The organism is Nocardia yamanashiensis (genome assembly GCF_021183565.1).
Lineage (GTDB): Bacteria > Actinomycetota > Actinomycetes > Mycobacteriales > Mycobacteriaceae > Nocardia > Nocardia yamanashiensis.
In genome coordinates this window covers 2224125-2236871 of sequence record NZ_CP089226.1, presented here as the reverse complement: position 1 = coordinate 2236871, position 12747 = coordinate 2224125, and the positions used below count along the sequence as shown (strand labels likewise).

At 67.7% G+C, this 12747-nt stretch carries 12 protein-coding genes and 1 pseudogene; 6 read left to right on the top strand and 7 right to left on the bottom strand.

Annotated elements, in window-relative coordinates:
- Positions 1-58: 58 nt before the first annotated feature.
- Positions 59-721, top strand: a complete 663-nt coding sequence (locus LTV02_RS10865) for a GAP family protein (protein WP_233039874.1) — start codon at positions 59-61, stop codon at positions 719-721.
- A 13-nt stretch (positions 722-734) separates the two neighbouring features.
- Here the strand turns inward: LTV02_RS10865 and LTV02_RS10860 are convergent, their stop codons facing one another.
- On the bottom strand, positions 735-1760 hold the full coding sequence (locus LTV02_RS10860; protein WP_233039873.1) for an alpha/beta fold hydrolase: 1026 nt from the start codon (positions 1758-1760) through the stop codon (positions 735-737).
- 315 nt (positions 1761-2075) lie between these two features.
- On the opposite strand from LTV02_RS10860, the gene LTV02_RS10855 reads away from it, so the two are divergent.
- Positions 2076-3470: an MFS transporter gene (locus LTV02_RS10855; protein ID WP_233039872.1), complete on the top strand. Its 1395-nt coding sequence runs from the start codon at positions 2076-2078 to the stop codon at positions 3468-3470.
- A gap of 4 nt (positions 3471-3474) precedes the next feature.
- Here LTV02_RS10855 and LTV02_RS10850 read toward each other — a convergent pair whose 3' ends face one another.
- The 3 genes from LTV02_RS10850 to LTV02_RS10840 all read right to left on the bottom strand — a co-directional run bounded on the left by LTV02_RS10850 (position 3475) and on the right by LTV02_RS10840 (position 6039).
- On the bottom strand, positions 3475-4044 hold the full coding sequence (locus LTV02_RS10850) for a hypothetical protein (protein ID WP_233039871.1): 570 nt from the start codon (positions 4042-4044) through the stop codon (positions 3475-3477).
- 10 nt (positions 4045-4054) lie between these two features.
- Positions 4055-5056, bottom strand: a complete 1002-nt coding sequence (locus tag LTV02_RS10845; protein ID WP_233039870.1) for a papain-like cysteine protease family protein — start codon at positions 5054-5056, stop codon at positions 4055-4057.
- A gap of 209 nt (positions 5057-5265) precedes the next feature.
- Positions 5266-6039, bottom strand: coding sequence for a helix-turn-helix transcriptional regulator (locus tag LTV02_RS10840; protein ID WP_233039869.1), 774 nt, complete (start codon positions 6037-6039; stop codon positions 5266-5268).
- 62 nt (positions 6040-6101) lie between these two features.
- Here LTV02_RS10840 and LTV02_RS10835 point away from each other — a divergent pair, with 62 nt between their 5' ends.
- The 3 genes and pseudogenes from LTV02_RS10835 (at position 6102) to LTV02_RS10825 (ending at position 9569) form a co-directional block, all read left to right on the top strand.
- Positions 6102-7859, top strand: a complete 1758-nt coding sequence (locus LTV02_RS10835; RefSeq protein ID WP_233039868.1) for an ABC transporter ATP-binding protein — start codon at positions 6102-6104, stop codon at positions 7857-7859.
- Positions 7856-8953: pseudogene (locus LTV02_RS10830) on the top strand (ABC transporter transmembrane domain-containing protein); the annotation flags it as partial. The gene LTV02_RS10835 and the pseudogene LTV02_RS10830, both read left to right, overlap by 4 nt.
- An 88-nt stretch (positions 8954-9041) precedes the next feature.
- Positions 9042-9569 carry an ATP-binding cassette domain-containing protein gene (locus LTV02_RS10825; protein WP_233039867.1) on the top strand — a complete coding sequence of 176 codons (528 nt, stop codon included), beginning with the start codon at positions 9042-9044 and terminating at the stop codon, positions 9567-9569.
- A 19-nt stretch (positions 9570-9588) separates the two neighbouring features.
- Here LTV02_RS10825 and LTV02_RS10820 read toward each other — a convergent pair whose 3' ends face one another.
- From LTV02_RS10820 to LTV02_RS10810, 3 genes are read right to left on the bottom strand one after another with little or no spacing between them, the layout of a single operon-like run.
- Positions 9589-10185 carry a hypothetical protein gene (locus LTV02_RS10820; RefSeq protein ID WP_233039866.1) on the bottom strand — a complete coding sequence of 199 codons (597 nt, stop codon included), beginning with the start codon at positions 10183-10185 and terminating at the stop codon, positions 9589-9591.
- Positions 10169-11290, bottom strand: a complete 1122-nt coding sequence (locus LTV02_RS10815; protein WP_233039865.1) for a 4Fe-4S binding protein — start codon at positions 11288-11290, stop codon at positions 10169-10171. The genes LTV02_RS10820 and LTV02_RS10815 overlap by 17 nt, the downstream gene beginning before the upstream one ends.
- On the bottom strand, positions 11287-12261 hold the full coding sequence (locus tag LTV02_RS10810; RefSeq protein ID WP_233039864.1) for a 4Fe-4S binding protein: 975 nt from the start codon (positions 12259-12261) through the stop codon (positions 11287-11289). The genes LTV02_RS10815 and LTV02_RS10810 overlap by 4 nt, the downstream gene beginning before the upstream one ends.
- A gap of 240 nt (positions 12262-12501) precedes the next feature.
- Here LTV02_RS10810 and LTV02_RS10805 point away from each other — a divergent pair, with 240 nt between their 5' ends.
- On the top strand, positions 12502-12747 hold the full coding sequence (locus tag LTV02_RS10805) for a hypothetical protein (RefSeq protein WP_233039863.1): 246 nt from the start codon (positions 12502-12504) through the stop codon (positions 12745-12747).

The window sequence follows — 12747 nt, the reverse complement described above, 5'->3', positions numbered from 1 at the left end:
CGCGCCGCGAGCCCTTGCAATGAGCCAATCCAAGGCAATCTTCTGGCAACCTGATGCCGTGGGTGCGCTACTGGGTGAACTGTTGCCGCTGGCGGTGGGTGTGGCGATTTCGCCGATCCCGATCATCGCGGCCATTCTGATGTTGTTGTCCGCCAATGCCGGTCGCGCGAGTCTGGGCTTCGCCGGTGGCTGGGTGGCGGGCATAGTCGTGGTGACGGCGATAGCCGTGACGGTGGCGCAAGCGGGCGATGGCCAACGCGGCGGCGGATCCACCTCGCCGGTCATCGCCTGGGTCAAGATCGCTCTCGGAATCGTGCTGGTGCTCCTGGCGATTCGCCAGTGGCGCGGCCGTGGCGACGGCGAAGAGCCGGGCTGGATGAAAGCCGTCGACCAGCTCGGCACCCTGAAGGCCGCGGGGCTGGGCGCGGCACTCGCGGCGGCGAATCCGAAGAATCTCGTACTGGGACTGGCCGCGGGCGCGACCATCGGCGGTAGCGGACAGGCCTCCGGCACAGAAATCGTCGCCGTGGCGGTCTTCACCCTGATCGCCGCGTCCACGGTGCTCGGCCCAGTGCTCACCTACGCCGTCGCGGGCGACCGAATGCGCGGCCCGCTGGGCAGTCTGAAGAGCTGGTTGCAAACCTACAACGCCCAGGTGATGGCCGCCGTCCTGCTGCTCCTGGGCGCCGGCCTGGCCGGCAAGGGCTTGGCGGGCTTGTGAGAATCAGGAGTACTCAGTCCTGGAAGTTCGCTCGAATCCAGGCGAGCATCGCGTCGTAGCCGTCGTGATTGTTGAGCGAGAGGGCGACGTTGTGCCCGGACCCCGGCTGGACGTGGGCTTGCAGGTTCGACCGCGGGCCGTAGAACGGTCGCTGCGATTCCACGGCCTGTTCCGGTGTGCAGGCGGTGTGCTCCGGCGGAGTACAGAAGAACGCGTCGGATTCGCCGACGACCAGTAGGGCCGGGGCCGAGATGGGTGCCAGGCCCGCCGAGATCCAAGGAACGGGAATGGTCATCATCTCGCCGATGGTGTCGGTCTGCTTGTAGCGGTCGTCCGCCGCGAGCAGTTCGGGGTCGTAGTTGCCCTCCGTATAGAAGAACGAACGGCTGCCCGGTGTCATGGTGAGATACAACGGCAGCGAATCCTCCTGCGAGACACCGTTTTCGGGCGCGGCCACCCCGTGCCTGGCGAGCATTCCGATGCTCGCGACCGTGCCGGGCGGAATGAGCCAGCCGGTCGCGATCACCCCGTCCACGTCCCGGTAGACCGCGACTTCCTGTTCGGCGATCAAGGTGCCGAGCGAATGGCCGACCGTGACGACCTTGTCCCAGCGCGCGCCCAGTTCGCCATTGCGCACCGCCTGCACCAGCTGGTGCACGGAGTCGGCGTGTGTCACGGTCGTGACTTCGAGGGCGGCCGGACGTGAACTGTTGCCGGTCCCGAGCCGGTCGATCGCCAGCGTGGAATAACCTGCCGCCGCGGCATACCGGGCGTAGGAGTATTTGCCGTCGAATCCCGGCATATCCCAGTAGTGATGGTCGTAGGTGATGCCGGGAATCAGCACCTGAAGGACCGTCGACGGACCGCCCGCCGGATCGCAGACCTCGCCCCACATCCGTTCGGTCCGCCCGGACAGCTGCACCGGAAGGTTCACCTCGCGGCAGACGGTGTCGGCTTCCGCGAGGCCGCGCGCCGGCGCCATCGTCATTCCCGCCGCCGCGATCGCCAGCGCCAGCGCCGCGCGCACCATCGTTGTCATCGAATTCCCCCGATCGACTGCTCCCGGCGTCGTGCCGAGCGCTTAACTGCAACCGGTTCTAGTCGACTTGTCAATGCTGTGAGCCTCGCCAAAATCAGTGGCATCTGCGTAGCAAATTGATTAGCCTAAGGAAAGTAAATGGGCTCCCTCGGCCACGACGACGATGTCGTAGCGCCTGTCCCGAGCCCGCTGGCGATATCCGAGTCCGCGCGCCTGCCAGGCGCCGGCGGTCATCATCACCCCTCCGGGCGATAGCGGTTCAGGGAGCGGAACCCCGCGTACCTGAAGCAAGTCGCACCCCCAGGAGGTAAATCTGTGAGGCCGGGAGTTGTGCCGCCCCAGACCGATGCTCGATACGCACCCGGCGACACGTCTCCCCCGCGCACCACCTTCGCGTCCCTGCGAAATCGCAACTACCGCTTGTTCTTCACCGGTCAGGTCGTTTCGAATATCGGGACCTGGATGCAGCGGATCGCGCAGGACTGGCTGGTGCTGACCCTCACCGGATCGGCCGCCGCGGTCGGGATCACGACGGCGCTGCAATTCCTGCCGATGCTGTTGTTCGGGCTCTACGGCGGTGTGCTGGTCGATCGGCTGCCCAAGCGGCCGCTGCTGCTGTTCACGCAGTCGGCGATGGGCGTGACCGGCCTGGTGCTGGGTGTGCTGACGCTGACCGGTCAGGTGCAGGTATGGCACGTCTACGCAACGGCTTTCGCGCTCGGCCTGGTCACCGTGGTGGACAATCCGGCGCGGCAGACGTTCGTCTCGGAGATGGTGGGACCGGATCAGCTGGCCAATGCGGTGAGTTTGAATTCCGCCAACTTTCAATCGGCCCGCCTGGTCGGCCCGGCGGTCGCGGGCGTGCTGATCGGTGCGGTCGGCAGCGGATACGCGTTCGTCTTCAACGGCTTGTCGTTCGTGGCCCCGATCGCGGCCCTGCTGTTGATGCGGACCGCCGAGCTGCGGCAGGTCGAACGTACTCCGCGCGGGAAAGGTCAGCTGCGGGAAGGACTCCGGTATGTCGCGGGCCGGCCCGAACTGCTGTGGCCGATCGTGCTGGTCGGCTTCATCGGCACCTTCGGATTCAATTTCGCGATCTGGCTGACGGCGTTCACCGACACCGTGTTCCATTCCGGCGCCCAAACTTACGGCCTGCTCAATTCGCTGATGGCGGCCGGTTCGCTGGCCGGTGCGCTGCTGGCGGCCCGGCGGGCGACCTCGCGATTGCGGATGCTGGTCGGGGCGGCGATCGTGTTCGGACTGCTGGAGATCGTGGCCGCCATGACCCCGTCCTTCTGGCTGTTCGCGCTACTGCTGATCCCGATCGGCATGTTCGGCCTGACCGTGAACGTGACGGCGAACTCCTCGATCCAGATGGCCACCGACCCGGCCATGCGCGGCCGCGTGATGGCTCTGTTCATGATGGTCTTCACCGGCGGCACCCCGATCGGCGCGCCCCTGGTCGGCTGGATCACCGACACCTACGGCGCCCGTATCGGTTTCGCGGCGGGCGGCGCGATCTCGGCGCTCGCGGCCATCGCCATCGGCCTGATTCTCACGCGCATCGCGGGTGTGCGATTGCGTGAACTCCGCACCCGCGCCGACTGGCGCGAAGCACTGCACCCCCTGCTGCCGGTGCATCCGGAAAGCGTGCCGCCGGACCCGGCCCCCACGGACCGCGACCGACGGCCGACGCCGGTCGCGGCCTGACCACTCACGCCGGCGGCGTCACCGTATTCCGCGCCAGCTCACCCAATTCGGCGAGGAAGTCCCCCGTGGGAACGGGCTTGCCTTCCTTGCCGATGGGCGACGGCTCAAGCGGCACCAGCAGATCGTCGCTCGGCGAGTGCAGCCACAGCGCCATCACATAGAGCGCGGGGATGCGCAGCAGCCGCAGCTCGTAACCCTTCTTCTCCAATTGCGGCAGCTTGCGGACGACCTTGACGGCCTTGTCGGTGCCGAGCACGAACGGCCCCTCGGTGAACTGTGAAACCTCCTGCGATCCATCGGCCGCGGGCGCCGTCTCGGCACTGGCGATGACCTGGTTCCCATCGCTAACGAGATACCGCCAGCCCACCGACTCGGCGCGATCGAGCCCCGCCCCGGCGGCGAGATCATCGAGCCCCATCGTGAAGACCTCGTGCGGCGTGGTCAGCGCGAGCTGCTCCTTGCGTGCGCTCTTCAACGCTTTGGTGGAGAACTTGCCCCCGTCGGCGAAGGCGTGCAGTCGCCCCTTGACCTTCTCGGGTACCTCGGCGGGCGGTTCGGGCAGTTGCAATGGCATGGCGTGCTCCTCAGCGCTTGGTCTTGTAGGAATGGGTCCAGGTCCCGGTGCCCTGGTAGCGATTGCGGAAGGTGTCGTCGGTGACGTCCGAGTCCCCGTACCAGGGGTCGGCGACGCTGACGTATTCGGTTGCGCCGGAGGTGAATCGGCCCCGCAACACCATGAAGTGCCCGCCGCCGCCGGACCAGCCGACCCGCGCCCCGACCGGCAAGGACTGATTCAGCTCGGCGGCCAGTTGCGCAGTGGTCAACGGCGTCGTGATCTGGTTGTAGTGCCCGACCCGGGTAAGCGCTCGATCCAGCCACCACGGCTGATTGCACGGCGCCGTCGAGGCCGCCCCGCCGCAGCAGTCGTTGCGCCCCACTTCGGCATTGACGACGGTGCACTGCGTCCACGGCGTCGCCGCGTTGAAGTAGGCCGCCACGCTGGTCGAGGTCGCGGCCCAGCACCATTGCGTCTGCTGCTGATGCTGCATCTGGAAGTCGAGGCGCTGATCGGCGAGGGCGAGCACGAACTTCTCGTGGATCCCGCCCTCGGCCGCGAACTGCGCGTTGACGATCCCGCCGCCGCTGGCGCTGTACGCGGTCACCCCGCTGCCGTTCAACCGCAGATACACCTTCGGGAACCCGATGGATTCGAACGAGAACGACCCGTCCGACTGCGGACTGAGATGGAACTTCTCGTACGGCCCGACTCCCCCGGACCCGTACTGGCAGTTGACGTTTCCACCTCCCGCCTCGGTCTGTGAGGTCACCCCGCTGCCGTCCAGCCGGAGAAACACCTTCGGAAACGCCACGGACTCGAACGCATGCGACCCGTCGCTCTGCGCCCGGACCCGGAACTTCTCGTACGCCCCGGCCGTGTACTGGCAATTGACGCGCCCGCCCCCGGCATCGGTCGCGCTGGTCACCCCCGATCCATCCATCCGGATGAACACATTCGAGAAGGCCGTCGACCGTATGGTGATCGGCGTCTCCCCCAGGCTGGCGAGGTCGGCTGCTGACAATGGCATGATGCGCCTTCTTCCGTCCGGCTTATCCCTTTACCCGGCTCGGATTCCTCTGCGCTGGTAGTGATTTCGTCCATGCCGGTGGGATACGTCCAGTGCAACGCACCCGCTCCCACCCGAAAAGGGTCTTTGGTCCCGAACCGGACACGCATTCGAAGTTGGCAAACAAGCGAAACCGGTTGGTGTGCAACAGAATTGGCGATCGACAAGGGCTAGGCGGGCGCCCCGAGGTCGAATCGGATGCCCGCGCGCAGGATCCGCGTCGCGGGCAATCCGATCATGCCCCGAAACGTCTCACTGAAATGCGATGGCGTGGCGAACCCCGCGTCCATGGCCGAGCGCGTCAGATCGTGCCCTGCCACCGCCCCGCGCACCGTGTGCACCATCCGATTCCAGCGCTGATAGCCGCGAAACGTGGTGCCGCACTGCTGGGTGAACAACCGCAGGAAATGCGTGGTCGACAACCCCAGATTGGCGGCCACCTGCTCGGCGCGGAAGGTGCGCGCCGGATCGTCGCGAATCCCGGCCGCGATACGTTCGATGCGCGGATCGGCGACGACACCCGCACCCGCGACCGCTCGCGCGTAGATCAGATCCGGATCCACCACCGGCGCCTGGCACAGTTCGATCAGTTCCCGCTCCCGCCGATGGCCGAGACCGAAACGTCCGGCGGCAGCGGTCATCTCATCCCCGATGGCGGCGCCGGGCGCACCCGAGGGATCGATGAACAGCGTCAGAATCCACCCGCTGGTGGCCACGGCGCGCTGGGTCGTCCGGGCGGGCGCGAACGAACTCCCGGTGCGGATCGGCCCGTGTGCGGTGTGCACGATCAGGGGCGCCGCCAAGCCGACGCTGAGCATGCCGACCGAGGGCGCGTGCGGGTCGACGCCCAGATCCGGGCCGATATATCCGATATGGCCGGGCCGTACCCACGCCACCGGTGTCCGTGCCGGACCGCAGATTTCCGAAAGCGCGTCGGTGCCCACGCTTGCCAGGGTATCGGTACGCGGCCGGACCACGGCGGTCGCCGCGAAGTCCGGAGGATGTCATGCGAGGTGTTTCCGAGGTGGTGCGCCCCTATACGGGCGGGTTCGCCGCGGTGGTGTTGTTCCAACTGATCGGCGCGGTAGCGGGTTTGGCTCCGCTGCTGGCAGTGGCCGAACTGGGGCGGGTGCTCCTGTCGCCAGGCCCGATCGAGAGCGATCATGTCTGGCTGGTGGTGCTGGCGGGTGCGGCCGGATTGCTGGTGCGCCTGCTGTTCACGGCCGCGTCCTCGGGCATCGGTCACCTGCTCGACGGCCGGGTGCAATTGTCGTTGCGCCGCCAGCTGGCCGCACGGCTGGGCCGCGTTCCGCTGGGCTGGTTCGCGCGTCGCCGGACCGGTGAGCTGATCCGATTGGTCGGTGACGACGTGAGCGCCGTGCACCCGTTCATCGCGCACACGCCCGGCGAGCTGATCTCCGCGTTCGTGGTGCCGCTGCTGTCGCTGATCTACCTGTTCGGCATCGACTGGCGGCTCACCCTGATCACCTTGATCCCGGTGGTGCTGGCCGTGGCCCTGGTCCCGCTCATGATGACCCCGCCCCGCCTGCGCGAACAGGAAGGCTTCGACGCCGGTATGGACCGGGTCGCCGGTGCGGTCGTGGAGTTCGTGCAGGGTATCGCGGTGGTCAAGGTCTTCGGCGGCGCCGGGCGCGCCCATCACGCGTTCCGCACGGCGGTGGACGATTTCGTGGCCACTTTCTACCGCTGGGTGCGCGGGCTGGCGCCGATCGCGGCGGGTATGCAACTGGTGTTGTCGCCGCCGTTCGTGCTGCTGGTGGTGCTCACCGGCGGGTCGGTGCTGATCGTCAACGGATCGCTGTCCCCGGCCGATCTGCTGCCGTTCCTGCTGCTGGGGCTGGGCCTGACCGCTCCGGTGGCCGCCCTGGGCCACGGGTTCGACGGCATACAGGCCGCGAATCGGGCGGTAGGTCGTATCCGGGACGTCCTGGGCGAACCGTCTCTGCCCGAACCCGCGCAACCCCTTGCGCCACAAGGGTATCGGATCGAATTCCGTGGCGTGCGCTTCGGCTACGACACCGAACACGAGGTCCTGCGCGGCGTCGATCTGGTACTCGAACCCGGCACGCTCACCGCCCTGGTGGGCCCGTCCGGCGGCGGCAAATCCACCCTCGTCCAATTGCTTCCGCGCTTCTTCGACCCCACCCACGGCTCGATCCGGCTGGGCGGCGTCGATCTGCGCGAACTCGACAGCCGCGAGCTCTACCGCACGGTCTCCTTCGTCTTCCAGGACGTCCGCCTGCTCCGTACATCCATCGCGGATAATATCGCCCTCGCCGTCCCGCACGCCGATCCCGAGGCGGTGGTCCGCGCCGCCCGCCTGGCCGGTATCCACGAGCGCATCCTCGAACTGCCCCGCGGCTACGACTCGGTGATCGGGGTGGACGCCGGACTGTCCGGCGGTGAGGCGCAACGCCTTTCGCTGGCCCGAGCCCTGCTCGCCGACACGCCGGTGCTGGTGCTCGACGAGGCGACCGCCTTCGCCGACCCGCACACCGAACAGGCCGTGCGCCGCACCCTGTCGACGCTCGCGGGCAGCCGCACCATCCTCGTCATCGCTCATCGTCTGGAAACCATCGCCGACGCCGACACGGTGGCGGTCCTGGACGACGGCGTCATCGCCGAACAGGGCGTCCCGGCCGAACTGTTGGCCCGCGGCGGCAGGTTCGCCGAATTCTGGCACTCGCATCGAACCGGCGGCGACGAAATCCGTTCCGGCGCACTGCAAGGAGAACTCCGATGATCCGCACACTGCTTCGCGTACTGGGCCCGGAATACGCGCCCCCGGTCCGCCGCACCGTGGCCCTGATGACGGTGACCGCCGTCGCGGAGGGCCTGTCCTACGCCCTGCTGATTCCCCTGCTGCGCGCCCTGTTCGGCAACCGCCCCGCCGACGCACGGCCCTGGCTGATCGCGTTCGGACTGGCCGTCGCGGGGTTCGCCGTGCTGCGCTACCGCAGCGATCTGTCCGGCTTCCGGGTCGGCACCACGCTGCTGCGCGGCATGTATCACCGCCTCGGCGACCACCTTTCCCGCCTCCCGCTGGGCTGGTACCGCACCGGCCGGACCGGTGAGGTGGCCGTGCTCGCCAGTCGCGGTGTGCTGGAGGCGATGAGCGTCATCGCCCACCTGCTGGCCCCGTTCATCGCGGCCACGGTGACACCGCTGACCATCGTGGCCGTCATGCTGGCCGTCGATTGGAGGCTGGGTCTGGCCGCCCTGCTGGCAGTACCGCTCGTGGTCATCGTGCAGATCTACACCGGGCGCTCGACCGCGGCCGCCGATGCCGCCGGTGCCGAACGCACCCACGAAGCCACCGGCCGGGTCATCGAATACCTGCAGGCCCAACCGGTGCTGCGGGCAGGTGGGCGCACCACCGAACGCTTCGGCCTGCTCGATGACGCACTGAGCGACCTGGAACGCGCCTCGCGCCGCTCCGCGCTCTCGGCGCTGCCCGGCATCCTCGGGCTGACCCTGACCGTGCAAGCCGCGTTCACCGCTCTCCTGGTCCTGGCCGCCTACCTGGTTCTGGACGGAAGCATCGGTGCGGCAGCGGTTCTGGCGATCCTGGTGCTGGCCGCCCGCTGCGCCGACCCGCTGCTGTCACTGGCCGGAATGGGCGGGCAGCTGCGTGCCGCCCGCGCCGTACTGACCCGACTCGAAACGCTGCTGCACACCGAGCCGCTCCCGGAGCCTGCGGAACCGGTACGGCCGCAACGCCACGACCTGGAATTCGACGCCGTCACCTTCCGCCACGGCGAGCGCACGGTCATCGACGACCTGTCGCTCTCGGTGCCGCCAGGCCGGCGGCTCGCCATCGTCGGCCCCTCGGGCGCGGGTAAAACCACGGTGCTGCAACTGCTCGCGCGATTCCACGACGTGCACGCGGGGGACGGTGCGCATCGGCGGCGTGGACGTCCGCGCCATGAGCACCGAGGACCTGATCTCCAGAATCGCCGTCGTCTTCCAGGACGTATACCTCTTCGACGGCACCATCGAAGACAATGTCCGCCTGGGCAATCCCGGCGCCACCGCGGCCCAGGTGCGGGCCGCCGCGGCCGCCGCCCGCCTGGACGAGGTCGTCGACCGGCTCCCCGACGGCTGGTCCACCAAGGTCGGCGAAGCCGGCGCCCGGCTCTCCGGCGGTGAACGCCAACGTGTTTCGATCGCCCGCGCGCTGCTGAAGGACGCCCCGATCGTGCTGCTCGACGAGGTCACCTCGGCCCTGGACCCGATCAACGAGGCCGCGGCCGATGCGGGCATCGAACGCCTGCTGACCGGCCGGACCGTCGTGATGATCGCCCATCGCCTGCGCACCGTCCGCAATGCCGACCAGGTCCTCTTCCTCGACCGCGGCCACCTGGTGGAATCGGGCACGCACGAGCAACTGCTGCACAAGGACGGCCGCTACGCCGAGTTCTGGAATCTGTCCCTGGCCCCAGCGGACCTGTGACCCGAACTCCCGAACGACCTCATCGGAAGATGTGGGCGCGTAACCCGGCGGCGGGCGCGTAGCCCCGCCGGCGGGCGAGGCGGCCCGCCAAGGGCAGCAGTACTCGCTGTTGCACGGTGATCGGGATCGTCGCGGCGTAGGTCACCGAGCCGGTCGTGCCCAGCATCATCAGCAGATGTAGTAGTCGCAGTTCCTGTTGTGCGTTGACCTTTCCGTCTCGGATGGACTGGCCCAGCGTCTTGCCGAACGACATCAGCCAGACCGGTCCCGGCGTGTACAGCGTCCGCACGACGATGGGCCGGTCGGTGTCGTTGTACGGATCGACATGCGGCGCACCGGGCTCGACGGTCAGCACCTCGTCTTTCACCAGCCGGCCGCCCCTGCGCCCGCACCGATAGCGAGCGCTGTCCCCGTCCAGCAGGAACGAATGCTGTGTCGTTCCGCGGTGAATATGCGCCGGTCCCTTCCCGGTTCCGGGCGGCAGCACCCGCGTCAATCCCAGGTACTGCCTGCCTTCGACGAAGAACCACGGATGCAGTTCCACTCGCGCGCCGTTCGCCCCGGCGTAGATCTCGAAGATCGGCAGATCCCGCCGGAGTTCAGCGCGGGTCGGCATGACGCTCCGGTCTGGGATCGATCTCCGGTTCCGGCACCTCCACCCGGCGCGCGTGCCGGATCGTCTTGTGCGGGAACCGATTCACCACGTGCTTCTCGGCATCGGAGCCCGCGTCGACGTACACGTACTCCGGTTTGCGCATCAGCGGCGCCACGATCTCGCGGGCATGGGTCTCGGGATCGTCGAGGTAGCGGCCCAGCACATCGGTGCCGGCCGGGCACACCGCCACGCAATACCCGGCGCGGTACTGCGGTGAGAACGACAGGCTCTGCCACACCGCGAGGGTTTCGCTCGGCGTCACCCGCCGCCGGTAGTCGGCGGCGTCCGCGCTGTCCACCACGTCTTCGACCCAGCCCGCGAAGTTCGACAGCTCGTGATGATTGTTGTGGGTGTAGCAGGCGTCGAAGTCGAAGCCGCCGTCAGCATGGATGGCCCCGACCGGGCAGGTGGTCACGCACAGCCCGCAATCGATGCACGGATTCGAGGCGACCGGCGTCGAGTACTCGGTCACCGCATGATCGATCAGGATGGTGCCGAGCACGATGAAGGTGCCGAACCGCGGGTGAATCACATTGCGGTGCAAGCCCATCTGCCCCAGTCCGGCCGCGACCGCCACCAGCTTGTGCGACACCACCCAGCTGCGATCGGGGAACCGGTGGATCTCGGCCGGGAACCCCGCGGCCGGATACATGGCCCGCACGCCGTGCCGCTGCAATTCCAGGCAGATGTGCCGGGCCGCCTCGTGCGCCAGCTCCTGCGTGGTCGCCACGTCCCGATTGCTCGCGCTGATCGACCGGCTCTGCAGATTGTCGCGACTGGTGCGCAGGCAGAACCCGATCAACGTGCGAGTGCCCGGCAAAGCTTCCAGGACGTAATCCCTTTCACCTTCCAGGCCCGGCGTCGCCAAGTCCGCGAATCCGACATCGTCGAGCCCGGCGGACAGGCACAGCTCCCGCAGCCACCCGGCCTCGAGCGGCCCGGGTTCGCCGGTGGGTTGCTCCGCCTGCTGTGCGAGCGCCGCCGCCACGGTCGGATGCGGCTGCTCCTTCGTCCCCCGCACCACCGGCACATGCAGCCGATTCCAGCGCCGCTGTTCGTCGCTCACGACGCCTCCGGGGCCGGGTCGACATCGTCGGGCGGCATGATCCCGCTGTCCACCTGCCGTACGATCTTGGCCTTGAACCGTTTGCGCACATGGGTTTCCGCATTGGAGCCGGCGCTCACGTAGATGTTCTCCGGTTTACTCTGCAACGGCCGCAGCACCTGCTGCAGATGCCCCTTGCGATCGGCCAGATACGGCCCGATCACCTCCGATCCGGCCGGGCACACCGCCACGCAATACCCCGATCGATACTGCCGCCGCGACTGCATGGTCGTCTCGCGCGGGCTCATACGCTCGGCGTAGTCGCCGGCATCGGCGCTGTCGGCCATGGTTTCGGCCCAGTCGGCGAAATTGTTCACGAACTGGTTGTAGGTGTGCGTGTAGCAACTGTTGAAGTCGAAACTGCCGTCATTGTGAATAGCCCCCACCGGGCAGGCCGCCACGCACAAATAGCAGCCCAGGCACGGATTCCATTCGATGGGCCGGTTGTACGGCGCGATCACCGCATCGGTGAGCACCGTGCCCAGCCCGATGAAGCTGCCGAACCGCGGATGGATCACGCAGCGGTGAATCCCCATATGCCCCAACCCCGCCGCCACCGCGACCGGCTTGTGCGAGACCGTCCAGCCCCGGCTGGGCAGCCGCTGCACCTCCACCGGGAACGTCACCGACGGATACAGCGCGCGATAGCCCCGATCCTGCAATGCCAGGCTGATCCGGTGCCCGATCCGATCCAGCACCGGTATGGCCGTATCGATTTCGGTGTTCACGCTGCTCGCCGCCCGGCTCCGGAAATTCTCCCGCGTCACCCGCACGCACACCGCGATCAGCGAACGGGTACTCGGAAGCGCTTCGCGCACATACTCGACCTCGCCCTCGAGGCCCGGGGTCTCGAGCGCCACGAACCCGACGTCCTCGGCCCCCGCCTCCAGACAGATCTGCCGTAACTCGGCCGCATCCAATATTTCGGACATGCCACTACCTCCTGCGGATACAGACTCCGCGCGCCACCGGAATTCATCGGTGTGTAAGCAGGAATCGGCCGCACGAGCCAGCACCGACATTCATTATCGATGCAGCCCAGCGCAAGTGGCAGCGGGACGCACCGGTTCACCGGTTGTTTGCTGACAAGATCGCGGGTAGCCTCGTGCCGCAATGGACTAGCGACCGACCCGAAGGGTGTATCGAATGGTTCCTTGCCGCCGGGAGCTGGCATGAATCCCGCAAAGCTGCCCAGACGTTTCGTGGTTCACATCGATTTCGGTTCGGGCCCAAAGCATCTCACCGCCAGCTACACGGCCCCCGCCGACATCATCGCCCGCTTCGCCCCCGCCCTGCGTCAATGGAATCCCGACTACCGCGTCGAGATCGAACCGATCGACCCGGATGCCGAAAACTTGCCACCCGGCCTGCCCACCTGGCGCCTCTTCGCCTGGGACGAGCCCGACCCGCTCTGCTGA